This window comes from Absiella sp. AM29-15, from assembly GCF_003434225.1.
Lineage (GTDB): Bacteria > Bacillota_I > Bacilli_A > Erysipelotrichales > Erysipelotrichaceae > Hoskinsella > Hoskinsella hominis.
Genome location: NZ_QVFL01000029.1, coordinates 1 through 24,352, shown reverse-complemented (window position 1 = coordinate 24,352; position 24,352 = coordinate 1). Strand labels below are relative to the sequence as shown.

The window sequence follows — 24,352 nt, the reverse complement described above, 5'->3', positions numbered from 1 at the left end:
CCTTTGATTTCCATTCAATAGCTATATTCCTGATTTTTGTTTTTGTCAATACCTTTAACTTATTGGCATTGAGTTTAGTCTACAGATTTTTTAAATAGTCAATTACATCATCTAAGCTTGAAAATATCGCTGTAGTTTTCACTTGATAAATATGTTCCGGATACTTCATATCAGGAATACAAATGACATCCAAACCACCACGATATGCCGCTTCAATACCAGCTTCACTATCTTCCAATACGATAGCATCTTTTATGGATACACCAGCTTTTTCACATGCCTTTAAAAAGATTTCAGGATCAGGCTTGCCATGTGTGACCTCATCTCCACAGATACTATCATCTATATAAGGAAGAATATCTGCGTTTTTTAGAATTTCATCTACACGCTGACGGGAACTGCTGGTTGCCACAATCGTTTTGATTTGATGTTGTTTCAACCAAAGAAGCAGCACATCAAGACCTTTCTTTTTAGGTACCTGCTGCTTTAATCGTTCATCTATCCAGATATGCACATCATCCCAAACTTCCTGCATAGGAAAATCGTTTCCATAATGATCAAGAAATACCTGGCATATTCCTTGTTTATTCTTGCCAAGACATTGTTTGTATAAGTCTTCTGTAAAGTCGTGGTATCCTAATAAATCAAGTTTTCTTTTATATTCTTCATATGTTACACGTTCACTATCAATCATCAATCCATCCATATCGAAAATTACTGCTTTCTTCATTTCATCACCTTTTTCTTATGTAAATATTATAGCGAAATATGTAGTAATATGCTATGCTTTCAATTGTGAAAATAGTTTAAAATAAAATAGAAAAATTGTAACGAAACAATGTAATTCATCATGTATTATATGAAGGAGGTAGTCATGGAAGAACATAAGAAAAAAGAATATGAAGATATCTATAAAAATTATGCCGGCATCGTTTATGGCTATCTTCTGAAAAAATGTTATCAAGAAGATTTAGCAGAAGAGCTAACACAGGAAACATTCTTAATTGCGCTAAAGAAATTAGATACTTATGATCATACTTGTAAAGTCAGTACATGGTTATGTGGAATTGCTAATAACCTTTTAAAAGTAGAGTTTAGAAAAAAGAAAACTGTGGAGTTAGATGAAAATCATAAAGTAGAAAACCATATGAACTGGGATAGTGTAGAAGTTTTAAAACTTGTACATGGATTAACAGATCCTTATCGTGAAGTGATTTACTTGCGATTGGCAGCTAATTTATCTTTTGCACAGATTGGTGAAATATTGGGGAAAAGTGAAAATTGGGCAAGGGTTACTTTCTATCGTGGAAAAACAAAGATCAAGGAGGGTATGCAAGATGAAGATACCATGTAGTATTGTGAGAGAACTGTTACCAAACTATATTGATGATTGCATGGAAGATGATGCAAAAATGCTTGTGGAAGAACATTTAAAAGAATGTGATGCCTGCAGGGCTTTATATGAAAATATGAAAAAGCCTTTACAGGACGAACATAAAGATAAAGAATTAGATTATTTAAAGAAAGTGAAAAAACAGAATTCTTTGAAAATCATTATCGCAATATTGATTACAATTTGTATATTTATGACAGGAATATTAACAAAAATCTGGTTAATTGGAAGCTATACGAATGAAGTAGAAGATACAATCATGAAAGTTACAAATACAGAAGTGGAAATTGGGCTTACGGGTACAAATCGTAATTTCGCAATTATTGGTTATACGTTAGATGATCGATGGAAATTTTATCAAGAGATATTATATCAGGAGGTAATGCCATCAATCTTTCATTCTTATGGTGTATCCAATATTAAGATCCCTTTAAAAGATATTGAACATTATTTAAAGGTTGGAGATCAAGTAATCACAAAAGATGGCAAGATCTATAATGCAATGTCAGCACTTCTCATAGAAAAAAGAATCCCATATGTGGGAGATGTGTCCGGTGTCTACGAATTATTAAAATTGGCAGATATAAAAGTAGAAACACTTAGTTTAAAAACAGATCAAGAGCCTTATGCAATCAATTTAATATATCAAAAACCATTATCCAGATTAGAGAAGGAGAAAATTGAAAATAACGCAAAAGGCGTACTTGCCAGTATAGATAGTTGTAATATTATAAATTTATATGTTGGTGATGAATTAATTTCACATATCGTATATAAAGAAAAAATTAAAGATATAGATCAAATGCAAAAGCTGTTGCTGGAATAATTAATATAAGAAATGTATAGACTTTCATAAAATGATAAGGTTTACATTGATGTTGGTGGGGTATCATAGTATAATAAAAGTAACAAAACAAGGAGGTCATTTTTATGAAAAAGAAGACCATTATTACCATCAGTAGACAATTTGGAAGTGGCGGTAGAGAAATTGGGAAGAAGTTGGCAGAACAGCTGAACATACCATTTTACGACAAAGAATTAATTGAAATTGCCGCAAAAGAGAGTGGAATGGATAAGGAATTGTTTGAAGAAGAAGGTACACGTACAAGTCGTGGATTCCATCTATTAGGAGCATTAGGGTATTCCTTAGGAGGACCTTTATCCACAATGACAGAGCTTTCTTTAAATGATCGTTTATTCATCGTTCAATCTGAAGTAGTAAAGCAAGTTGCTGATCAGGGACCATGTGTCATCGTCGGACGTTGTGCTGATTATGTGCTAAATGATCGAGATGATGTATTACATGTATTTATTCATGCAGATATGGAGGATCGTAAAGAACGTGCCATTCATTCTTATGAAGTTGATGAACGCGATATTGAATCTTCAGTAAGAAAAATTGATAAGCGAAGAAGTAATTATTATGAATACTATACTGATCGCAAATGGGGAGCAGCAGATAATTATGACATCAGCATTAATACGTCTACTTTTGGGATTGATCGTAGTGTCGCAATCATTAAAGATGTCATTGAAAATAAAGAATTATAGTTGAGAAAAAGCAGGATGAATAACTCCTGCTTTTTTGTATATATAGAAAAATAAAAAATCTTTTTTGATGTCATTGTAATTAGCTTCTGTATAAATGATAATCCATCATTGGAGCCTCCTTTCGCATAATATGCTGTGTATCTGTTGATAACTATAACACAAAATTTTAAGTAATAGATAAAATTTCATGAAAATTATAAATCAAGGAATGAAAGGGGTTAACTTATACGAAAGCAAGGCTTTTTATCTGAATTTTAACTTTTTCTTGCATGTTTCCTTATTTTGTAGTATGTAGAAAATCTACCATAATTTCACAAGATTATCAGACATTAAACACCATTGAGCTATGATATACTGTAACTATACACAAGGAGGTCTTCTATATGCATTGGAAATTGACACATACAGATGACGGGTTAATTATTGATAATGAAGGTGGGAAATCGTTGGGATATGATCCTAATGCAGGTATTCAAATCATTGAACAAGATGGTTTTGCTTTTAAGGATTTAGATGGTAGTGGCTATATAGAGCCATTTGAAGATTGGCGATTGCCAATTAGTTTTCGTGTGAGGGATTTTTCCACAAGATTTGGATTATGGCAGGAAAATCGAAAGTTGTATTATAGTAAAGGTACCATGGATTTATCAGATGATATATTGGCCATTATGGAAATGTTTCGTAAAGAAGATATGCAAAAATATATTGATCCTCAATGGGATGATATAGAATATTTAAATGAAAATGATATTATCATGGTATTATTATTGATGTTTGATGCATCCGATGACCATAGTAAAGATGGATACTTAGCTTCAATTATCGTACAAAGTATGCACCTAGGTGTTTTTGAAAATATCGTATATTCTATATGGAAGGCGATACGCAGGTTTGTGAATAAAGAGTCCCAGCAAAATATGGAAAAATTAGAGAAGGCAGCATAAAAAAGGATATTGTATCATAAAATGAAGGAAACACCCAAATTGGGTGTTTTTTCCTATCCGATAAGTACGTAAAAAGAGATGCATCCTGTTTGATGTTCTGATACAATATTTTTATGAAATGAGGTATCAGATGGAATGGAATGAAAAATTACAAATAATCATTGATTATGTAGAAAATCATCTTCAAAGAACAGAAGAGCCAGTTAATGAAGATGAAATTGCGAAGATTGCGGGATGCTCTTTTGGTTTCTTTCAGAAAGTTTTTTCTTATATGAATGGCATTAGTTTTGCGGAATATGTACGTTATAGAAAAATGACGTTGGCTGGCTATGATTTGAAAAGCACAAAGATAAAAGTTGTGGAAATCAGCTATAAATATGGTTATGATTCACCAACTTCATTCACTAAAGCCTTTCAAAACTTTCATGGTATTTCACCAAAAGATGCTAGGAAAGAAAATGCAAAATTAAATGTATACCCCAAAATGCAGATAAATACCGCACCAACATATGCTTGGTGTCTAGAAAAGCAAAAGGCTTTTCGATTAATTGGAAAAACGATAAAAATATCAAAAATAAATCAGGCGCATTATCAAAGTGTTCCTGCTTTCTGGAATAAATGTCAAAAAGATGGTACCTTTTCTAAACTGGTTGCATTAGATGAAGGAATATCTAAAGGGATGTTTGGATTGTTTAGTTCGTATGAGGAGGATACTTCTGAAATAGAATATTCCATTATGGTAATTTCTAATAAAGAATTACCAACAGGATTTACAGAAATAACCATACCATTGACAACTTGGGCGAAATTTGATTGTATCGGTCCTGTGCCACAGGCGATTCAATCAGGATGGAAATTTTTAAATGAAGAATGGCTGATGAAATATCCATTTCGCCATGCTGCATGTCCAGAATTAGAATGGTTTAGTGATGGAAATGCGTTTTCAAAGGAGTATTTGAGTCAGATATGGATTCCAATCATAGAGGAGGAAGAAACAAATGGTACATGTAGTATACTGTGATAAAACAGGTAAAAAAGGGGAACGTGAATTAGATAAGATTTTAAACGGACAAAAGACAATGATCATTCGTGGAGCTGCGGGAAGAAAAATCCCACATAGTCGAGTATTTAAAGATGAAATATTGTATTTTATGGAAAAAGGCAGCGCAAAAATAAGTGCAAAGGCAAGAGTCACATATGTGGAAAACTTTGTGAAATTATCAGATGATGAGATTATAAGCACATTAGACAAAAATCAGAAACAGTTGTGCTTAACCGAAAAACAAAAAATCCACTGGCATAAAAAATGTCTTTGTCTGGTAGCTTTTGATGATGTTGAAAAAATTGAACCACTTGATTTTGATCATCAGGGAAATATGGATGATTGGCTGATTATAGATAAAATAGAAGATGTGGTTGTTGGAAGCAGTATTCCTTATAATTATGAAAAATTAAAATTGAAGTGAGTTTGACTATAAAAATATAAAAAGTGAAATGATTCGTTTAAAAACAAAGAATCTTGTAGAAAAACAGAACGCAAGATTCTTTGTCTGATTCTTTTTTTAATAGTGCTGATAACTTACTATCACTTAATGATATTCCCTTTATAAATGTTATTTTGATGATTTGATATAAATAGCATTATTTTTACTTGTTTAGTTTGTATATACAAAATGGAATAGCAATTATAATTAGAACAATATAATCATACATGGTGATTCAGTAAAGCTAGGATTTACAAAAAAAATCAAAGCTGCAATCAGTAACATGATGGATATAATGAATAGCAGTAACCACCATATTTTGATTGCTTATTAGCATCAAGGTTATTTCTACTTTCAACTCCTGCAATTAAGTTTATACATTTCAACTTATAGACCAAAATAGCTAAAATTATCAAAGTTTCTTGCTAAACTTATGATATGATAATACTGTAAGCTATTGGTAAAACTATTTTTTTACCAATTTTACAGAAGGAAATATGAGAGAAAATGAAAAAATATGATAAAATACATTAGAGTCATAAAGTTTCTGAATATATAAAAAAACCTGTAAAATAAAGCTTTCAAGAGAAAAATATAGGACTTATAAGGAGATAAAAAAATGATAAAAATACTATTCATTTGCCATGGGAATATTTGTAGATCACCAATGGCACAGTTTGTTTTTGAAGATATGGTGGAAAAAGCAGGAATGAGAGATCAATTTATGATTGATTCCTGTGCAACAAGTCGTGAAGAAATTGGAAATGGCGTGCACTATGGTACCAAAGACAAACTTCGTAAAGAAGGAGTCAGAATGCATGATCATCGTGCAAGACAGTTAACGAAGAAAGATTATGAGGAATATGATTATTTAATTGGTATGGAAGAAACGAATATTCGTAATATGAAACGTTTATTGGGCGGTGATCCAGAGCATAAGATGATGCGCTTATTAGATTTTTCAGATCATCCAAGAGATATTGCAGATCCATGGTATACTGATAATTTTGATATTACATATACCGATATTGTGGAAGGCTGTGAAGCATTTTTAAAAACATTAAAAAAGTAGGCAAATTTCGCCTACTTTATTTGTATAAAGGTACGTAAATGAAAAGCATATATATACGTTTCACATGTTTTATCAGGATATAAAATACGCATTGCATCCTGATAACTGGATAGTTGAGAACGATATAATTTGATGAATTCTTCAGGAGTATCCAAACGATCTGTTTTAAAGTCGATAATGGTCATGGAAGTATCATCCATTGCCACAAAGTCCATAAATCCATGTAGAATTTCATCTTTTATTTTTACCATAAAGGGAAGTTCATGGTAACATGTTTTACTGAAAAGTGATTGATAAAATGGATGATTTCCTAATTGAAGTAAGGAAGTAATATCATATTCTTTTAATGATATCTGTAAATCTTTTGCACAGGTGGTGATGATTTCCTTATCCCATGATGTGTTCGGCAAATGTTCAATCATATGATGCATACGTGTACCATAGCTCATACCAGCACCGCTTTTTGGTTGGAAAGCTGGTAGTTCTTCAGTAGAAGTGATGCTGGTAGCACTCGAAAACTTCATTGGTTGATGCGTTTTATGATAATGTGGGATTTCCTGATAAATGGGAACTTCTTTTTCAACCGGGATATTTTCCCACATTTGGTGAACTTCTTTGATTGTGAATAATGCACTTGGATGAGTCAGAAAGCTTTGTAGAATCCAGCTGGTATAGCCGCCACGATCATATACACCAGACATGGTTAATGGTTTTTTATAATCTTCAAGAGCCTGAATACAATCTACAATATGCATTTGTTGCTGAGCACGGGTTGTCGCAACATACAGGATACGCATTTCTTCTTCTAATTCCTCTTTATCTTTTTTATGCTCCATTGCAATACGTGGAATGGTAGTTCTGACATAACGCTGAGGAAGATCCATAGCTTTCATTGCGATGCCAAGGTCAGCATCTGCGATACAATATTCTTTGAATTCTATTGGTGTCATACGATCAGTCGACCATAAAAATACAACTGGAAACTGTAGCCCTTTTGATTGATGAATACTCATAACTCGGACCACATCTGCATCTGAACCAATAGGAATGGCTTCTGCAGTTTGCGCATCTTTAATCTGTGCAATTCTGGATAAGAAAGAAGGAATACCACAAGCATTATCCTCCTCAAAAGCGATGGCTTTTTCATACAATAAATCCAGATTGGTCTTTTCCTGAATGGTTGTGTGTAATACATAATAATCATTGATATCATATAATGCATTTAACATCTCACTCAGGCGTAAAACATTGCGTTTTTTACGAAGTTCTTCAAAACGCTCAAAGCCAGGAAATGGATGCTCGTGATAATAAGAATAATAGGAAGCATATTTCTCTTTCATCAGTTTTATTTGTGCAAGTTCTTCATTAGTACGCATGAATAAAGGGGAAAGCATAGTTGCTACAAATGGAATATCCTCATGTGGTGCATACAGACTTTGCAGCGCAGACAACATGATTTGTACCGCGTTTGATTGATAAAAACCATATTTAATATCAATAAAATAGGGAATGTTCAATTCGTCAAATACACTTTTCATATCATCTTTTCTAGCATTGCCACGTACCAAAACGACGAAATCTTTCCATTTACGATGCTCTTTTTCTTTGATCTCCAGGATCTGATTAGCGATATAACTTGCCTTAAAATCATTTTTAGACAGGATAAGATCATTTGCTTCTTTTATTTCATTGTGGAAAATGGTGTGAAAACAGATAGGTACATTATCTTCTTTTTGTGCAGGGACACCTGTTGCGACATCATCCTGCGCACTATAACTACAATCAAAACCATCCATATTCATTAACAGTTTGAATAATTCATTATTAAATTCTACAATCATTTCTTTAGAACGATAATTATTTGATAAATAAATTACTTCATCATGAATTCCTTTATGATCAATTAGTCCTTTCATCAGCTGAGGTTTGGCATGGCGAAAGCCATAAATGGACTGCTTGATATCACCAACACGGAAAACATTGTTTTCTGTACAGATACGCATAACCAAAGCATTTTGTACATCATTACTATCCTGAAATTCATCCACCATGATTTGTTTGAATTGTTGACGATAAATATCAGCTACAGCATGGTCATTTACATCAAGAATTGCCAAGGCAAAATGCTCCATGTCATCAAAATCGATCTGTTTGTTTTTCTCCTTGATGGCCTCATAATTTTTACGATAAGTTTTCGTGATTTCCACGAGTTTTTCAATCACAGGGCATAATTTATTTAAATCAGAGATAAATTCTTCTTCTCGAAATAATAAAGACAGCAGTTTATCTTCCATATCATTAATTTGTTTACGTACGCGTGCATATTCTTTATCTTCTTTTTCAGGAGAAGTTGGCACAATACCATGACAAATTGCGATAAACGCACTGCGAAAACCTTCATAATCCTGGTTTTGTATAGGTTCTTTTATAGAAGAAAGTGCACGAAGCTTCGTTTCTAATACCGCAATCTTCTTTACCTCATTAGGATATTTTAAACGATAGATTTCATCCATATGATGAAGAGCCTCTTCATAACGCTGTTCCTCAACATACAGATATTCAAAGAAATTGTGATAAATATTTACTGGCAGGTCTTCTATATGTTTGATACCAGAATAAGCATCATGTAAATGATCCAGCCATTCATCAGGATCAGGTTTACTGCTGGCAAGTGTAGCAAGCTGCATAATCATAGATGATAGACTTTCCATATCCTCAGGTCGTGAAGAAAACATCTGACACAGAGTTAAAAAGATTTCATCATGTTTCTGATACTGAATTTGTAATGCTTCATCTAAAGCCTGCTGCTGATAAAGTGTCATTGCGCCATTATCCATAATACTACATACACGTTCGTGATCTAAGCCAATCATATAATAATATTTTTGAATAATAGAAAGACAAAAGGAATGAATGGTAGAGATATAGGCATTACTTAAAGAAGAAAGCTGGCGTGATAAAAACTTCTTTTCTGCTTCATCTTTACTGTTTTGCCAAGCTGTTTGTAGTTCTTTCGCAAGACGTTTTTTCATTTCATTTGCGGCTGCTTCTGTAAAAGTCATCGCAAGAATTTCATCAATCGCAATATGGTCCTTTAATACCAGATCCATTAATCGGGCAACCAGTACTGTGGTTTTTCCACTTCCGGCAGAAGCGGAAACCAGGATGTTTTTCTCTTTCGTGGTGATAGCCGCAAGCTGCTGTTTATTCCATGTCGGCATCATCAACACCTCCTTCCCAATAAAGTGAATCATCAATATCCACAAGTGGCTTTCGCTCACTGGCGAATCCTTTGAATCGACAAATTTCATAATAAGCACAATAAGTACATGCATCCGCATCTGGAGAACATGCAATATCACCTGAAAGCATACGATTGCCAATCGTGCGGTAAAGGGAAATGAACCATTCATAAACTGTTTCATAACGATAATATTTTCTAGCTTTTACGATGCCATCTTTATTCATGGATACCCCAATGATATGGCTGCCATTATCATCCAGCATATCAATATCCTTGCGCATAGTCCATCCACTGATGCGATGTGCTTTTAATATGTTTTCTTCATACTCATCTTTTTCTGTTTCCACAAATCCAACAGGACGACGTTTCATTTTTCCAGCAATATAAGGAATGTTTTGGTTTTTTAATGAGATATAGTAAGCCCCAAGAATATCTTTATGAAGCTGTTTTTTCGCTACAATTGAGTAAGTTAGAAGCTGTAGTTGTAGTGCTGCAAAAACTTTATCTTCGCTTAAAGATTTGGCGCTGCTTTTATAATCTAAAATACAATGGAAGTTTCCACTGGCATCAATGCGATCGATAAACCCTTTTAAAGCAAAACTGATATCCTCTGTGATAGGAAATTCTTCATGGAATTCATATTCCTGAAGATATGGTCCCATTGCGGAATGTGTTTCAAAATCATCCAGACGCTTTAAAGTTTGCGCAAAACTTACCAAAAAACGATGTTTGATAACCTCCATCAAGTCAGCATTATTTGGAAATACTGCAGCAATGGCCTCTACTTCCTGATTAACAATTTCTTCGATTCTTTCCATAGCTGCTTTGGTATATTGTTTACCAAGTTCATCTACCAGCGTTTCCAACACATAATGGGCCATTGTACCCATATAAGAATTATCAAAACCATGTTGCATTGGTTCTCTTAAAGATAGACCATAACGTAAAAAGTACGAATATGGACAGTGAATATAACGCTCAATTGCGGAGATAGAACCTTTGATATGATGCCCTTTTACGAATAATGCTTTGGCGGTTTCTGGCTGAATGATGTATGTTTGAGTGATTTTTTCATAATTTTCCATGATAGGAAATGCTGTTGGATCACATTTCATCTCTTCCTCAATTTCAAGTGCTGCCTCATTGCCTTTTCCTTCATAAGTACCTAATGGGAAAGATACAATGAGATGTGAATTGGTATGCAGTTGCTTTTCACACTGCGCAATGTAGTATTGATAGCGGGTTTCCATATCTGGAAGTGTTGTATCACGAAGATAGATTTCATCAAAGATTCCACTTTCTGATGGAAATGCAGGATAATTTTTTTGCGTAGCACCAACAAGGAAATGATGTGTACGATTTGGGATAATCTGTTTTAAATCACCCACGATCACACCATGAATTTCACGAACACTTTTAGATATGGATATCTGTTCAATAAAAGGTAATAAAAAAGCAAGATCATCTTTGGTATTCAGATAATTCCAACTAGAAGAAACAACATCCTGTATATTAGATAAAACAGAAATATCCTCCTTGCTGGCTGCTTTCATACCATTGTGCAAAATATCAAGTAAATGAGTCACAAGTTGATGTAAATCATCTTCAATGAATAATGATAATGTTTCGCAAAGCTCCTGCCTGCCAGATTCTGCGATTTCTTCCAGTTCCTTTAATTTTGTGATTTCAACTTCATCTAAAATATGTCCGTTTGCCTGAACATTCATAAGGTGATGAAATGGCTGAAATATATCACAGTTGAAGATTTCTATATATTCTCGCAATTCATCTAAATGTTCTGATTGGAACACACCAGCATCCATGCATGCAAATAGATCCTCCTGATCAAATGATAAGGCATATGCTATTAGATTTACAAATCTTTGTGTAACAATACTGGCTTTGTTTTTTTGTAAGAGGGTATAAGGTATTTCATATCGTTTAAAAATCTGTTCAATTAATGGCTTATAGGTAGAAGATGCAAGGGTAATGATAATATCATCCGCATCTAAATCATGTTGAATAATATATTGAGCAATAGCTTCTACTTCTTGACGAGGATTGATTGCATGATAAAATTCCTTTTGTTGCTGGGGCTTTGGTAATGGGATGGTGTGCGCCCCTTTAGATGTTAATATATTTAATATTTTTTCATCTTTTAAGGAATAAAAGGCATCATAAATATAAACATTGGAACAATCTGAAATTCTTAAAACGGCTTCATTCCATATATCCTGTGCGGTTTGGATTGGAAATATATTATTCAAAATCGTCTTTATTTCCTGTTGTGCCTGCGTTTTATCTGGAAGTTCATCAACGGATATGTGATAAAATTTCATGCTTTCAATAAAATCGTAACATTCCATTAAGAAGGACGGCGTTAAAGCAATTGCTTGATATGTTTGTAATTGTGAAATTATTTTTTCAATGTTTTGTTTATATAAAAAGCTAATTTCCACATGATCTCTAGCCTGTTTTTGTGTAAAAGAAGCTAAAAAAGTTTGTGGTGATAAAAGCTGTAATCCCATACAGCCAGATGTTTGTTTCATGATATCTGCGCGCAAAATGGGATGCAGATAAGCTGGTGCTAAAATAATTGAAAAAGGGGGCAAGTTTTCTATCATAAAAATCTCCTTTCAATGGTATCATTATAACATAACAAGGTAATTAATCTTACAGGAAATACTATAAAAGTACAAGCATTGATTTCATTTGTAAGAGGATGCATAAAAATGATAAAAAATATATTTCTTACGGAAAATAATGTAAATTAACTTTTATAGATTATTCATTAAGGGGCAAAGTGTAGTAGAATAAAGTTGCGTGAAAAAAGGGGTTGGGAATTATGGATAATACAGTTGCAATTATTGAAGATGATCCACATTTTTCAAAAACATTAAAGGAATATATGCAGGATAGATATCCAGAATGGGGAATCTTTTGTTTTGATTCTGAACCAGAACAACTTATTTATGATGCTTACTTTCTGGATATTGAGCTTCAAAATGAAAATAAAGGATTTGCATTAGCGGAAAAGATTTATATGAATGACAAAGCAATCCCTGTGATTTTTGTTAGTTCACATGAGGAATTGATTTGTGAAGGTTATAAATTTCATGCGATGCGTTTCATACGCAAGAACAGAGTTGCGGAAGAAATTGATGAAGCAATTGAAGCATTAGCTGATTTATTTATCAAACAAAGTGATGAAGTAATTGTGTATGATATGTTGAAAGTTAAAAAACGTATTAACTATAAGGATATTCAATGTTACTATTCTGAAGGTAATTATGTTTGTGTTTTAGATAAAAACAATAAAGTATTCCGCCGTCGCTCGACATTTAGGCAATTTCATAAAGATCATGAAAAGTTTAAATTCGTTTTAACAAGCAATGGCTGTATGGTGAATCCGTATTATATTGATCATATTAATAGAAGGGATTTTTGTTTATATTTGAAAGGCGGGCAGAAATTAGACGTTAGTCAACGCAATATGCTGAATTTATTACGACGATACGCTGCAATTTAAGGAGAATGATCATATGATGATTTTGTACATCTGCATGTCCCTGCTTGAAAATTTTATTATTTTAAGTTTTCCAGGACTATTTTTTAAAGAGAAAAGTAAGTTAATTAAAGTGCTGTATTGTATGGGAATGAGTGCGGCATCATATTGTTTAGATACATTAAATTTCCCTTATCTTACTTTGTTCGCAATCATCATGTTGATATTCTATTGTTGGATGAATTTTAATGAAAAGATATATACAACATTTTTCTATGTATTATTTATATTTACGGTCTTGTATTTGATTAATATTATTACATTATTGATTGAAAATTGTTTTATTGATGATGTAGGAAAACAAATTTTTCAAGATCGTCTTGTATATCCAGTTTGTGTGATTGGAGGCAAAATTGTATTCGTAACTGTTTTCTTATACTTTAAAAAGCACAAAGTATTCTTGTTGGAATTATTAAAATTAAAGCGACAGTTATTAGCTTTTATGGTTGCTGAAGTTATTTTGTTTTTTCTGGTAATCGTGATTTCATCTTTATTCATTCAAGAGAAAATTAATCCGGTTATGGTATTACTGTTGATTTTAATGTTAAGTTTAATTTATCTGATTTTCTTTAATCAGTATGCCATGTTACTTCAGACTGGTGAGGAACTTTCTGAGGAACAAATGAGAAATCGAATGTTGGAAGCGGATAAGATGTATTATAAGGACCTGCAAAGTATCTATGAGAAAAATCGATCCATCAATCATGATATGAAAAATCACTTAAATCTTTTACATAATATGATTGAAAATGATAAAAATAATGATGCTTTGGCTTATATTGAGCAGGTTTATCATGTGGTAAAGGATACAGAAATCATTCATACAAAACGTGCTACTTTAAACTATATCTTAAACACGAAGATGGCTGAAATGAAAGAGGCCGATGTAAAGATTATTATGGAAATAAATGATACGCTGGCAATTTTAGATGATATGGATTTATGTATTTTGCTTGGAAATTTGTTGGATAATAGTTTAGAGGCGGTTTGTAAATGTGAGCGTAAATTAATTCGTTTAAGTATTGGACATAAGGATGATTTTATTTATATTGATTTATCAAATTCTTATGATAAAGATGAAGTGATTATAAAGGATGATCGTTTAATTAGTAATAAAAAGGATCATCATATGCACGGTTTTGGTTTCCGTAATATTGAACAGATTGTTGAGAAATATCAAGGGAAAATTGAATTTTCAGCAGAAGAGTTATTTCAGATATTTATCATGTTCGATGATAATTATCATAGGAAAACAAGATTTTAAGATTTGCGAATATTAAGCTCCCATGTTTTCTCTAGGAGATTCGCGCTAAATTGTGTGTCTTAATCAGTGATATGTAACAGATTGAAAGAAAGAGAGATTTCATTTGATGGAAATTTGTTACAAGTTAGCAAGTAAATAATATTTTTGCGGTCAAGTTTCTCATGAACTTGTGGATTTCAATTGATTTAAACGGGCATTTATTGCTTTACTTACGGGTCAAGTTTCTCATGAACTTGTGGATTTCAATAATTACATAATCATCATTAAACATTACGTAAGTAGTCAAGTTTCTCATGAACTTGTGGATTTCAATATATGCTTTGAATGATGATTTAGCAGTAATATAGTCAAGTTTCTCATGAACTTGTGGATTTCAATTCCTGTTTCATTTTTATACGATTTTGCCCACTCCTGTCAAGTTTCTCATGAACTTGTGGATTTCAATTTGAACGCTATAAAAATGGAGATCGAGGAGATGAGTCAAGTTTCTCATGAACTTGTGGATTTCAATCAGTACTTGCTAGATCCATCAGCTTTGCATAAAGTCAAGTTTCTCATGAACTTGTGGATTTCAATAATTTAATCTGTATGATAATGCGGTTAAAAACGGTGTCAAGTTTCTCATGAACTTGTGGATTTCAATGTAATCTCAGTTGAAAACGCAAACCCTAATGGAGAGTCAAGTTTCTCATGAACTTGTGGATTTCAATTAGCTACAACAAGTATGACCTCAGTAAATTTTCGTCAAGTTTCTCATGAACTTGTGGATTTCAATTCCTACGGTGTCTCTTACCCAAGCCGCCGCCTTTACGGTCAAGTTTCTCATGAACTTGTGGATTTCAATACACAGGATGAATGCGGTTTGATAGACACAGCACTAAGTCAAGTTTCTCATGAACTTGTGGATTTCAATATAGATTACATGAGGTGTCAACGGGGGCAGTAAAAGTCAAGTTTCTCATGAACTTGTGGATTTCAATTATTAAAAATTATAAATCGGAACTTAATGTTTAGTCAAGTTTCTCATGAACTTGTGGATTTCAATTGTTGATCAAAAAAATATATCTGTAAATTGATATGTCAAGTTTCTCATGAACTTGTGGATTTCAATAGGTGTAGCATACATGCTATTCACCTGCTTTCTTCGGTCAAGTTTCTCATGAACTTGTGGATTTCAATAATCACAGATGAAGCAAAAGTATCATTTGAGGATGATGTCAAGTTTCTCATGAACTTGTGGATTTCAATAAAATTTGTAAATATTGATGTTTGACCATTTGCCGGTCAAGTTTCTCATGAACTTGTGGTTTTCAATTTATGTTCATCATTTTTAGTCATTGACTGTGCTGTTAAGTTTCTTAGGAACTTATAGTTTTATTTATTTTTTGTAGATAGCTTTGTGTATATAATAATTAAAATAAAGTTTAGTTTTTTTAGTGGCTGGACTTTATTTTTATATATTGTATAAACTTCCAGATTTTAAATATGTAATTCATCGCATTTCAATAAAAATTATGATATACTTCAATAGCAGAATTGGAGTTGATTACAATGAAGGACTATTTAGTAAAAGCGCTAGCATGCGAAGAGCGTGTACGTATTTATATGTGTGCCAGTACAAATCTGGTAGAAGATGCAAGAAGGCGTTTTGATATGTGGCCTACAAGTGCTGCTGCATTGGGTAGAACATTATCTGTAGCAAGTTTAATGGGTAGCATGTTAAAAAGTGAACAAGAGCAAATAACTATCAATATTAATGGACATGGACCAATTGGAACTATAATGGTTGATGCTTATAGTGATGGACATGTAAGAGGATTTGTCAGTGATCCTCATATCATGCTGCAATATAATAATGGTCATTTGGCTGTGGGTACTGCTGTTGGTACTGATGGATATTTAGAAGTCACAAAGGATTTCCATATGAAAGAAAATTGGAAAGGCACTGTAGCATTACAAAGTGGTGAAATTGGAGAAGATTTTGCATATTACTTTACTGTTAGTGAACAAACGCCAAGTGCAGTATCTGTTGGAGTTTTAGTGAATCCGGATGATTCAATTAAGGCAGCGGGAGCATTAATTATTCAAATGTTACCAGATGCTACTGAAGAGGATATTGTAAAGGTTGAGGCTGTTTTAGGAAAATTAAAACCAATGTCAAATTTAATTGATGAAAGTGAAAGCTTAGAATCAGCATTAAAAGATATGTTTGATGATATAAAGATTTTAAGTACACAGGAAATCGAATTTAAATGTGATTGTGATCGTGCCAAAATGAAACGTGTTTTAACAACATTAAGTAAAGAAGAACGTATGAAAATGATAGAAGAAGATCATGGATGTGAAATTACATGTAACTTTTGTGGTGAAAAATATAAATTTGATGAAGAAGAATTAAAAGAGTTAGAAAGGTTTTTAGAACAGTATGCCAAATAATACTTGGAAAATAGGAGATATAGAAATAGCAAACCAGGTTGTAATTGCACCTATGGCGGGTATTAGCAATCCAGCGTTTCGCGTGATATGTAAAGAGTTTGGCGCAGGTCTTATTTATACAGAAATGGTTAGTGATAAGGCATTATATTATGAAAATGAAAAGACTATTGGTATGACAGATGTAGAAGAAGGCGAGCATCCTCTAACGATGCAGATTTTTGGACATGATATAGAAACAATGGTTTATGCAGCAAAGCTTTTAGATACAAAAACAGATTGTGATATTATAGATATCAATATGGGATGTCCAGTGACTAAAATTGTTAAATCTCAAGCAGGAAGCGCATTAATGAAAGATGTAGATCATGCAATAAAAATGACAAAAGCAGTAGTAGAAGCTGTTAAAAAACCAGTTACTGTTAAAATGCGTATTGGATGGGATATGGATCAAATTACATGTGTAGATTTAGCTAAAGGTTTAGAAGCAGTAGGAGTTAAAGCAATTGCAGTTCATGGCAGAACCAAAAAGCAGATGTATGAAGGACATGCAGATTGGTCTTATATTAAACAAGTAAAAGAAGCAATTACAATTCCTGTTATGGGAAATGGAGATATAAGAAGTGGAGAAGATGCAAAACGTATGCTGGATGAAACAGGATGCGATGCAGTAATGATTGGCAGAGGGGTATTAGGAGATCCTTGGTTAATTAAGGAAGTAGTGCACTATCTTGATACAGGAAAACAATTACCACCAGTGTCTATGGAAGAAAAATTTATGATGGCAAGATTACATGCAAAACGATTATGCAATCTGAAAGGTGAGTATGTAGGAATGCGTGAAATGAGAGGACATGCGGCATGGTATGTGAAAGGATTGCCTGGTTCTCATAAATTAAAAGATGCATTAACGAAAATGGAAACATTTGATGAAATGAACCAAATTTTAGACTTATATATGGCGGAGATGAATCGTAAGGCGGTGAAAGAATGAGAAAGGTTATATCTGTTTGTATGATGATTTGTTTTATGTTAACGATAAGTGCGTGTGGGACAAAAGAAACACCTAAACCTACAGAGCAAGTTTCAGAAAATTTATTAAAAGGTAAGCATCACGCAGTTATTGATGTGAAAGATTATGGGACAATAGAATTAGAATTGGATGCAGATACAGCGCCAATTACTGTTACTAATTTCGTGGAATTAGCAAAAGACGGTTTTTATGATGGCTTGACATTCCATCGTAATATTGAGGATTTTATGATTCAGGGTGGGGATCCTAATGGTAATGGTACTGGAGGATCTAAACATACAATAAAAGGTGAATTTAGCGCAAATGGTGTGGAAAACAATATAAAACATGAGCGTGGCGTTATATCAATGGCTCGTTCGCAAGATTATGATAGTGCCAGTTCACAATTCTTCATTATGTATGAAAAGGCTTCTCATTTGGATGGGCAATATGCTGCATTTGGAAAAGTCACAAAAGGGCTGGATGTATTAGATAAGCTTGAGAAAGTAAAAGCAATAGATAACAATGGATCAGTTGAAGCATCACAACAGCCTGTGATAAATAGCATTAAAATTTTAGATTAAAGAATGTTGGAAACAGCATTCTTTTTTAGATTAAGCTTGCTCATTATCAAAAATAGGGCTATAATAAAAAACAAGCAGATATGTGTCAGACACAAACTGTTTCAAAATTGAATCAAAGTCTTTGTGGCGGGGTGTAAGTCCCTACCGATGGTAAAGTCCATGACCCGCAAAATTCGCGGCTGATCTGGTGTGATTCCAGAACCGACGGTAATAGTCCGGATGAGAAAAGACATTTTCTGTGTACACCTGGAGGCGAAGTTTTTTTTCGTTTCCAGTTTTTTTTTGAAATGGAGGTGTTGTGTTTGAAAAACATGACGACAAAAAATCTTGCTCTTATAGGAATATTAGCAGCATTAGGTGCCATTTTAATGGTATTTCGATTTCCGATACCATTGTTGCCACCGTTCCTGAGCTTTGATTTTGCACTGATTCCTGAATTGATTGGAGGATTTGCCCTAGGGCCATGGAACGCACTTGCAATTATTATTGTCAGAGTATTGATTCAGCTAATTATCAATGGTACAAATAGTATGTTTACTGGAGAAATACAAAGTTTTCTATTAAGCTGTGCCTTGATACTTCCGGCAAGTGCATATTATTTAAAACACAAAACCAGAAATGGTGCTGCTATTGGGATGTTATTAGGTATAATTATTTGTACTGTAACAGCAGTAATTACAAATCTATATCTGATTATTCCATTTTATGTTTCACTTTATCAAATGGATATGAGTAGTATTTTAGCGATGTGTAAAGAAGTGAATCCAGCAGTAAATTCAATTGAAGGAATGGTGTTGTTAGGCATTATCCCGTTCAACTTGATTAAAACAGGAGTGAATGGATTAATTACGTTTCTTGTATATAAAAAAATTAGTCCTATGATTCATCGATTCGCGTATAAACGATAGGAGGAAAAGAAAATGACATTCAAAGAAGGAAAAGACTTATTATTTAAAAAATTAGGAGATTATAAGATTATGGCATTGGCATCCAGTGTAAATGATTATGTGATGGTTAGAAATGTTAGCTGCTTGATTTATGATGATAAAATTTATTTTAAGACAGATAAAAACTTTAGGAAAACCCAACAGTTATTCGAAAATCCAAGAGTTGCACTTTGCGTTGGAGGTGTACAGGTAGAAGGTATTGCAGAAAATAAAGGGCTTGTTGTTGATGAGCCTGATCACAAATTTGAAACGCTGTATAAAAAATATCTTTGGCAAAGTTATAATGCATATAGTCATGAAGATAGTGAAATTATTATCGAAGTGACCCCAAAGTTTGTAGAAATTTGGGATGAGGATGAGCATCGTAATGCATTTCAAACTTTTGTAGATTTTGAAACAGAAAGTGTAGAAGTAATACCTTATGATTAAAAAAATCCAGAGCTTAGTGTAATCGTGTTAAGCTCTGGGTTTTTTATAAGTTATCAATATATTGTTTTGGAAGTGCTTCACATAACCAAGTAGCATCATTAGCATCATAAAAAACAATTCCATCATCAAATGCTTCTTTTGCGTTAATTTTTAAAATGATTGGATAATCATCGTGACGTTTTCCAACAAGATAGGCAGTATGACGATCACTGGATAAATGCACATATTGTCTGTGCTTTGCAATAAGGCCTTGTCTTTTGATAGAATCAAGAAATCTTCTTGCTGTTCCATGATATAAGAAATCAGGTGGCTTTTTTTCGTTATATTTTACTTTAACATCAAAACTATGTCCGTAATATGCACGAATTTTATCTTTTTTTAACTCAAAACGCTTTTTTTCTGAATGTGCAATCATTTTCTTGAGATCAGAAAGAGTGACATCTTGTAACTGATTGACTGTTTGTAAAGCATTAAGCAAATCATCAATAATGCACCAACCTTCTTCATCTAATTGAAGATTAAATTCTTCAGGGTGATGTCGCAGAGCATAGGATATCGTTTTACTTAATTTTAGTTCATTAACTGACATGACATATTTCACATCCTTTATAAATATAAATTAGTATATCATGAAATTAATTGCTTGGATGTTTTTACATATAATATTTTAGTGATGTTTTCCATGATGACCATTTTCATTAGTTGATTTTTGGCAGCTTTCTGGAATATTATTTGCATCATATAATGATAAAATCTTATATAATTCTTTCATGCTTTTATTTGATAAACCTTCTAAAGAATAATTGTTATCATAAGACAGGATTTCTTCTATAACACGATATTTTCCTATAGAATTATGTGAGTTATGAGCAGCTGTATGTGTTTCTTCGTCAATATGTGAACAATGATATTGTGAAGTAGAAAGCTTAGATTGCAATTTTTCCTGAACTAAGGTATCAAGCTGTGAAGATAACTGACTGTTCTTTGTATAAATTCCAATTTCTAATATACCATCTTTAAAATAGGCACGATATAATGGATCTTGTAATAATATATCAATTGCATCATCGATTCGCTTGTCTTTTAAATTTAAAGCTGAAATAATTTTTTTTGCGTCTTGGTTATAAGGCTTGATCGAGGTAATGATTAATTCACTATTGACTTTAAATTCCATGCTGGGATTTATATCAAATGACACAATAGCTTCTATATTACTATCATCTTCTGATGAAGGTGATGAATTAAATAAATATAGTATTGGAAAAGAAATAAAAAAGCATAGAAGTAAGATTGCGAAAGCCCACTTTCCTTTTGGTGATTGAGATTTTCTTTTTGTTACTTGCAATACATGAAGCATTGTTTTTTCTTTTAAATCATTATCAGCGTGTATATGATCTAAAGATTGTAGTGGTTTATTCAAGATAATCACCTCCAAGCATATAGCGCAATTTCCTTCGCACGTTTCATCCATGTATGTATTGTGTTTTCTTTCTTATGTAATATTTGGGCGATTTCTTTTATTTTATAACCTTTATAGTAATATAAATATATGACATTGCGGTAGTTCTCCTTTAGTTTTAATACATTTGAGAGTATTTGATCATCATGCGATTTAGTTAGAAAGGGAATGTTTTCATAGATTTCTAAATTATCATGCAAAATAACTTTTTTATGGAACCAGGAAGTTAAAGAATCTTTACATGCGTTTATACTTACTCTTATAAGCCATGCTTTCTCATGCTCGTCACTTTCAAAATGTGGTCCATTTGCATACTTTAAAAAGACATCTTGAAAAATGTCCTCAACATCTGCATCTTGCTTTAAATGAATAAAGCATATACGCTTTACCATATCAGAATAAGTATTAATGGCATGAATAATTTCCTCTTCGCTTCGCATAGAACCTCATTTCTTTTTTATTTAATTGTATTATACACTATTTGTGGTGCATTTGGTGATGGGTGTTAACAGTCCATGCACAATTTTGTTCAACTTGCGAAACACAATCATGGTTATGTTTGTATTGACTTTGATGAGTTTCAACACAGTCCTGATTCATTTGATGAGTTCTTTTCATTTATCGTGAACAGTTTTGATCATTTCTGTTTGGACAATCCTGATTGTCTGAGTGTTGATCACAATCCTCATGATGGAATCTATCACCAGAATAGGAAGCTGAAGCTGCATAAATTGGCTTTAATATAACAAAAGCACCTATTGCAATCAATAACACTATAAATAATGTAACAATCTTTTTTTTCATTTTAAATATCCTCCATTCACTAATAATACGAAATAATATATAAAAAGCTTTCAAAAAAATAAAAAAATTCATAAATAAAAAATACGATAAATTTTATCGCTAAAAAAATAGAGATTTCGTTTGACAAACAACTTCATTCTATATATAATCAGATGTGCAAATATGGCGTTGATAAGAGAGTAGAATAAATGGAAGTAATAGAGAGCATTTGATGGTGGAAAAGATGCATGGAAATTTATTTCGAAACAAAGACTTGGAGCCTTCCGAAAGGACGAATCATTCACGTTACGAATAGACTTAATGAAAGTCGCTAAGACTGTTTTAGGCAACTAAACAGTGAATTAGGGTGGTACCACGATCAAGCTCTCGTCCCTATGAGGAAGAGAGCTTTTATTATGAAAAGAAAAGGAGTAAATAACATGGAAAAGTTGACAGAACAAGAAAAAATTCGTCGCCAAAAGATGCAAGACCTTATTGATATGGGCATTGATCCATTTGGACATGCGTATGAAAGAACACACAAATCAGGACAAATACGCGCAGAATATGAAAATTTCACAAAAGAAGAATTAGTTGAAAAAAACGTAATTGTTAAAATTGCTGGACGTATTATGACAAAACGTCGTCAGGGAAAAGCTGGATTCATGCATATTCAGGATTTAGATGGCAGAATGCAGATTTATGTGCGTAAAGATGTCATCGGAGAAGATCAGTATGAAATATTCAAAAAATCAGATATCGGAGATATAGTAGGTATTGAAGGTATCGTTATGAAGACGGATCATGGAGAATTATCTGTTAAAGCGACAGTATATACACATTTAACAAAAGCATTACGTCCTCTACCAGAAAAATTCCACGGTTTGCAGGATGTAGAAGAACGTTATCGTAGACGTTATGTAGATTTGATTATGAACGATAACAGTAAACGTATTGCATTAACAAGACCAAAAATTATTCGTGCAGTTCAGCGTTACTTTGATGGAAAGGGATTAGTAGAAGTAGAAACACCAGTGTTACAGCCAATTCTTGGTGGAGCAGCTGCTAGGCCATTCATCACACATCACAATACATTAGATATGCCTTTCTATTTACGTATTGCAACAGAATTGCCTTTAAAAAGATTAATTGTTGGTGGATTAGAAGGCGTTTATGAAATAGGTCGTTTATTCCGTAACGAAGGAATGGATGCAACACATAACCCAGAATTTACTACAGTAGAAGCTTATGTAGCTTATTCAGATTTACATGGTATGATGGATTTGATTGAAGGGTTATTTGAATATGTAGCTATGGAAGTACTTGGTACTACAGAAATTACATATGGAGAAAAAGAAATTTCTTTAAAAGCTCCTTTCAGAAGATTGCACATGGTGGATGCAATCAAAGAAGCATGCGGTGTCGATTTCTGGAAAGAAATGAGCTATGAAGAGGCGTGTGCAATCGCCAAAGAGCATGAAATCGAAGTAGAAAAGAAACACAATAGTGTAGGGCACATTATCAATTTGTTCTTTGAAAAATATGTAGAAGAAACACTAGTACAACCTACATATATCTATGGACACCCTACATCAATTTCACCATTGGCGAAAAAGAATCCTGAAGATCCTAGATTTGCAGATCGTTATGAGCTGTTTATTGATGGACATGAATATGCAAATGCATTCTCAGAATTAAATGATCCAATTGATCAAAGAGAACGTTTTGAAAATCAGTTAAAACTTCGTGATTTAGGTGATGATGAAGCTAATGAAATGGATGTTGATTATGTAGAAGCATTAGAATATGGATTACCTCCTACGGGTGGTGTTGGTTTAGGTATTGATCGTTTTGTAATGTTACTTACAAATTCACAGACCATTCGTGAAGTTTTATTATTCCCACACATGAAGAATAAATAAATTATATAAGATAAGCACATTAATGTATTATTTGCAGATGATGTGCTTTTTCTTTATATAAGAAGGAAAAGGATATACTTATGAAAATCAAAATGAATACAAGATGTATGATATAATAGTAACCATTTCTTAATTAAAACTGATATTGATTATAATAATTAGGTTAATAATCCTTTATATTCTCGGATTTTTATAGGATTTAACAGTTTTTGAATAAAAAAACGAAAAAAAGATAAAAAAAGCGTTGACAGGAGGAAGGATGTTTG

Annotated in this window: 22 protein-coding genes, 1 CRISPR repeat array and 1 riboswitch; of the genes, 16 read left to right on the top strand and 6 right to left on the bottom strand. The window is 32.8% G+C overall.

The window, feature by feature from the left end; all coding sequences use genetic code 11:
- Positions 1-79 precede the first annotated feature (79 nt).
- Complete coding sequence (locus DW761_RS20250; protein WP_117519186.1) at positions 80-730, bottom strand: HAD family hydrolase; 651 nt, start codon at positions 728-730, stop codon at positions 80-82.
- Positions 731-874: 144 nt separating this feature from the next.
- Here DW761_RS20250 and DW761_RS20245 point away from each other — a divergent pair, with 144 nt between their 5' ends.
- The 7 genes from DW761_RS20245 to DW761_RS20215 all read left to right on the top strand — a co-directional run bounded on the left by DW761_RS20245 (position 875) and on the right by DW761_RS20215 (position 6,444).
- A complete protein-coding gene (locus DW761_RS20245; RefSeq protein ID WP_117455624.1) occupies positions 875-1,354 on the top strand; it encodes an RNA polymerase sigma factor in 480 nt (159 codons plus the stop codon).
- Entirely contained in the window at positions 1,338-2,219 is an 882-nt protein-coding gene (locus DW761_RS20240; RefSeq protein ID WP_117519185.1) for a zf-HC2 domain-containing protein, read from the top strand. The genes DW761_RS20245 and DW761_RS20240 overlap by 17 nt, the downstream gene beginning before the upstream one ends.
- A gap of 104 nt (positions 2,220-2,323) precedes the next feature.
- The gene (locus tag DW761_RS20235) at positions 2,324-2,944 is read left to right on the top strand and encodes an AAA family ATPase (RefSeq protein ID WP_117519184.1); all 621 of its coding nucleotides are present in this window, start codon (positions 2,324-2,326) and stop codon (positions 2,942-2,944) included.
- 383 nt (positions 2,945-3,327) lie between these two features.
- Entirely contained in the window at positions 3,328-3,888 is a 561-nt protein-coding gene (locus tag DW761_RS20230; protein WP_117519183.1) for a beta-glucosidase, read from the top strand.
- 130 nt (positions 3,889-4,018) lie between these two features.
- Positions 4,019-4,909, top strand: coding sequence for an AraC family transcriptional regulator (locus DW761_RS20225; RefSeq protein WP_117519182.1), 891 nt, complete (start codon positions 4,019-4,021; stop codon positions 4,907-4,909).
- Positions 4,887-5,354 carry a hypothetical protein gene (locus DW761_RS20220; RefSeq protein ID WP_117519181.1) on the top strand — a complete coding sequence of 156 codons (468 nt, stop codon included), beginning with the start codon at positions 4,887-4,889 and terminating at the stop codon, positions 5,352-5,354. Before DW761_RS20225 ends, DW761_RS20220 begins: the two co-directional genes overlap by 23 nt.
- Before the next feature lie 637 nt (positions 5,355-5,991).
- Positions 5,992-6,444, top strand: coding sequence for a low molecular weight protein-tyrosine-phosphatase (locus tag DW761_RS20215; RefSeq protein WP_117519180.1), 453 nt, complete (start codon positions 5,992-5,994; stop codon positions 6,442-6,444).
- Between the two features lie 11 nt (positions 6,445-6,455).
- Here the strand turns inward: DW761_RS20215 and DW761_RS20210 are convergent, their stop codons facing one another.
- Together DW761_RS20210 and DW761_RS20205 are read right to left on the bottom strand one after the other, a co-directional pair.
- Positions 6,456-9,665 carry a UvrD-helicase domain-containing protein gene (locus DW761_RS20210; protein WP_117519188.1) on the bottom strand — a complete coding sequence of 1,070 codons (3,210 nt, stop codon included), beginning with the start codon at positions 9,663-9,665 and terminating at the stop codon, positions 6,456-6,458.
- Positions 9,649-12,312: a PD-(D/E)XK nuclease family protein gene (locus DW761_RS20205; protein WP_233513144.1), complete on the bottom strand. Its 2,664-nt coding sequence runs from the start codon at positions 12,310-12,312 to the stop codon at positions 9,649-9,651. The genes DW761_RS20210 and DW761_RS20205 overlap by 17 nt, the downstream gene beginning before the upstream one ends.
- A gap of 221 nt (positions 12,313-12,533) precedes the next feature.
- Between DW761_RS20205 and DW761_RS20200 the strand changes: the two genes are divergently transcribed.
- The 7 genes from DW761_RS20200 to DW761_RS20170 all read left to right on the top strand — a co-directional run bounded on the left by DW761_RS20200 (position 12,534) and on the right by DW761_RS20170 (position 19,922).
- Positions 12,534-13,217: a LytR/AlgR family response regulator transcription factor gene (locus DW761_RS20200; protein WP_117519179.1), complete on the top strand. Its 684-nt coding sequence runs from the start codon at positions 12,534-12,536 to the stop codon at positions 13,215-13,217.
- Between the two features lie 13 nt (positions 13,218-13,230).
- On the top strand, positions 13,231-14,517 hold the full coding sequence (locus tag DW761_RS20195) for a sensor histidine kinase (protein ID WP_117455638.1): 1,287 nt from the start codon (positions 13,231-13,233) through the stop codon (positions 14,515-14,517).
- A gap of 149 nt (positions 14,518-14,666) precedes the next feature.
- Positions 14,667-15,832: direct repeats of the CRISPR family, unit length 32 nt; unit sequence GTCAAGTTTCTCATGAACTTGTGGATTTCAAT.
- Between the two features lie 236 nt (positions 15,833-16,068).
- Positions 16,069-16,953 carry an Hsp33 family molecular chaperone HslO gene (hslO, locus tag DW761_RS20190; RefSeq protein WP_117456227.1) on the top strand — a complete coding sequence of 295 codons (885 nt, stop codon included), beginning with the start codon at positions 16,069-16,071 and terminating at the stop codon, positions 16,951-16,953.
- Entirely contained in the window at positions 16,943-17,944 is a 1,002-nt protein-coding gene (gene dusB / locus DW761_RS20185) for a tRNA dihydrouridine synthase DusB (protein ID WP_117519178.1), read from the top strand. The genes hslO and dusB overlap by 11 nt, the downstream gene beginning before the upstream one ends.
- Positions 17,941-18,546, top strand: coding sequence for a peptidylprolyl isomerase (locus DW761_RS20180; protein ID WP_117519177.1), 606 nt, complete (start codon positions 17,941-17,943; stop codon positions 18,544-18,546). The genes dusB and DW761_RS20180 overlap by 4 nt, the downstream gene beginning before the upstream one ends.
- Positions 18,547-18,659: 113 nt before the next feature.
- A riboswitch (FMN riboswitch) is annotated at positions 18,660-18,781 on the top strand.
- Between the two features lie 76 nt (positions 18,782-18,857).
- Positions 18,858-19,454 (top strand): ECF transporter S component, encoded by a 597-nt coding sequence (locus DW761_RS20175; protein ID WP_233513145.1) that lies wholly within the window; start codon positions 18,858-18,860, stop codon positions 19,452-19,454.
- A 12-nt stretch (positions 19,455-19,466) separates the two neighbouring features.
- Positions 19,467-19,922 carry a pyridoxamine 5'-phosphate oxidase family protein gene (locus tag DW761_RS20170; RefSeq protein ID WP_117519176.1) on the top strand — a complete coding sequence of 152 codons (456 nt, stop codon included), beginning with the start codon at positions 19,467-19,469 and terminating at the stop codon, positions 19,920-19,922.
- A gap of 43 nt (positions 19,923-19,965) precedes the next feature.
- Here the strand turns inward: DW761_RS20170 and DW761_RS20165 are convergent, their stop codons facing one another.
- The 3 genes from DW761_RS20165 to DW761_RS20155 form a co-directional block, all read right to left on the bottom strand.
- A complete protein-coding gene (locus DW761_RS20165) occupies positions 19,966-20,511 on the bottom strand; it encodes an RNA 2'-phosphotransferase (RefSeq protein WP_117519175.1) in 546 nt (181 codons plus the stop codon).
- 78 nt (positions 20,512-20,589) lie between these two features.
- The gene (locus DW761_RS20160; protein ID WP_117519174.1) at positions 20,590-21,342 is read right to left on the bottom strand and encodes a hypothetical protein; all 753 of its coding nucleotides are present in this window, start codon (positions 21,340-21,342) and stop codon (positions 20,590-20,592) included.
- Between the two features lie 5 nt (positions 21,343-21,347).
- Complete coding sequence (locus DW761_RS20155) at positions 21,348-21,821, bottom strand: sigma-70 family RNA polymerase sigma factor (protein ID WP_117519173.1); 474 nt, start codon at positions 21,819-21,821, stop codon at positions 21,348-21,350.
- A gap of 75 nt (positions 21,822-21,896) precedes the next feature.
- Between DW761_RS20155 and DW761_RS20940 the strand changes: the two genes are divergently transcribed.
- Together DW761_RS20940 and lysS are read left to right on the top strand one after the other, a co-directional pair.
- The gene (locus DW761_RS20940; RefSeq protein WP_147323341.1) at positions 21,897-22,127 is read left to right on the top strand and encodes a hypothetical protein; all 231 of its coding nucleotides are present in this window, start codon (positions 21,897-21,899) and stop codon (positions 22,125-22,127) included.
- A 477-nt stretch (positions 22,128-22,604) separates the two neighbouring features.
- Positions 22,605-24,086 carry a lysine--tRNA ligase gene (gene lysS / locus DW761_RS20145; protein ID WP_117519171.1) on the top strand — a complete coding sequence of 494 codons (1,482 nt, stop codon included), beginning with the start codon at positions 22,605-22,607 and terminating at the stop codon, positions 24,084-24,086.
- Positions 24,087-24,352: the final 266 nt, after the last annotated feature.

Coding starts and splice junctions, on each gene's coding strand:
- DW761_RS20210 (WP_117519188.1), bottom strand. CDS start 9,665: ATGCCGACATGGAATAAACAGCAGCTTGCGGCTATCACCACGAAAGAG.
- DW761_RS20175 (WP_233513145.1), top strand. CDS start 18,858: ATGACGACAAAAAATCTTGCTCTTATAGGAATATTAGCAGCATTAGGT.
- DW761_RS20165 (WP_117519175.1), bottom strand. CDS start 20,511: ATGTCAGTTAATGAACTAAAATTAAGTAAAACGATATCCTATGCTCTG.
- DW761_RS20250 (WP_117519186.1), bottom strand. CDS start 730: ATGAAGAAAGCAGTAATTTTCGATATGGATGGATTGATGATTGATAGT.
- DW761_RS20225 (WP_117519182.1), top strand. CDS start 4,019: ATGGAATGGAATGAAAAATTACAAATAATCATTGATTATGTAGAAAAT.
- DW761_RS20215 (WP_117519180.1), top strand. CDS start 5,992: ATGATAAAAATACTATTCATTTGCCATGGGAATATTTGTAGATCACCA.
- DW761_RS20245 (WP_117455624.1), top strand. CDS start 875: ATGGAAGAACATAAGAAAAAAGAATATGAAGATATCTATAAAAATTAT.
- DW761_RS20235 (WP_117519184.1), top strand. CDS start 2,324: ATGAAAAAGAAGACCATTATTACCATCAGTAGACAATTTGGAAGTGGC.
- DW761_RS20170 (WP_117519176.1), top strand. CDS start 19,467: ATGACATTCAAAGAAGGAAAAGACTTATTATTTAAAAAATTAGGAGAT.
- DW761_RS20220 (WP_117519181.1), top strand. CDS start 4,887: ATGGTACATGTAGTATACTGTGATAAAACAGGTAAAAAAGGGGAACGT.
- DW761_RS20240 (WP_117519185.1), top strand. CDS start 1,338: ATGAAGATACCATGTAGTATTGTGAGAGAACTGTTACCAAACTATATT.
- DW761_RS20155 (WP_117519173.1), bottom strand. CDS start 21,821: ATGCGAAGCGAAGAGGAAATTATTCATGCCATTAATACTTATTCTGAT.
- lysS (WP_117519171.1), top strand. CDS start 22,605: ATGGAAAAGTTGACAGAACAAGAAAAAATTCGTCGCCAAAAGATGCAA.
- DW761_RS20205 (WP_233513144.1), bottom strand. CDS start 12,312: ATGATAGAAAACTTGCCCCCTTTTTCAATTATTTTAGCACCAGCTTAT.
- DW761_RS20940 (WP_147323341.1), top strand. CDS start 21,897: ATGCACAATTTTGTTCAACTTGCGAAACACAATCATGGTTATGTTTGT.
- DW761_RS20230 (WP_117519183.1), top strand. CDS start 3,328: ATGCATTGGAAATTGACACATACAGATGACGGGTTAATTATTGATAAT.
- dusB (WP_117519178.1), top strand. CDS start 16,943: ATGCCAAATAATACTTGGAAAATAGGAGATATAGAAATAGCAAACCAG.
- DW761_RS20195 (WP_117455638.1), top strand. CDS start 13,231: ATGATGATTTTGTACATCTGCATGTCCCTGCTTGAAAATTTTATTATT.
- hslO (WP_117456227.1), top strand. CDS start 16,069: ATGAAGGACTATTTAGTAAAAGCGCTAGCATGCGAAGAGCGTGTACGT.
- DW761_RS20180 (WP_117519177.1), top strand. CDS start 17,941: ATGAGAAAGGTTATATCTGTTTGTATGATGATTTGTTTTATGTTAACG.
- DW761_RS20200 (WP_117519179.1), top strand. CDS start 12,534: ATGGATAATACAGTTGCAATTATTGAAGATGATCCACATTTTTCAAAA.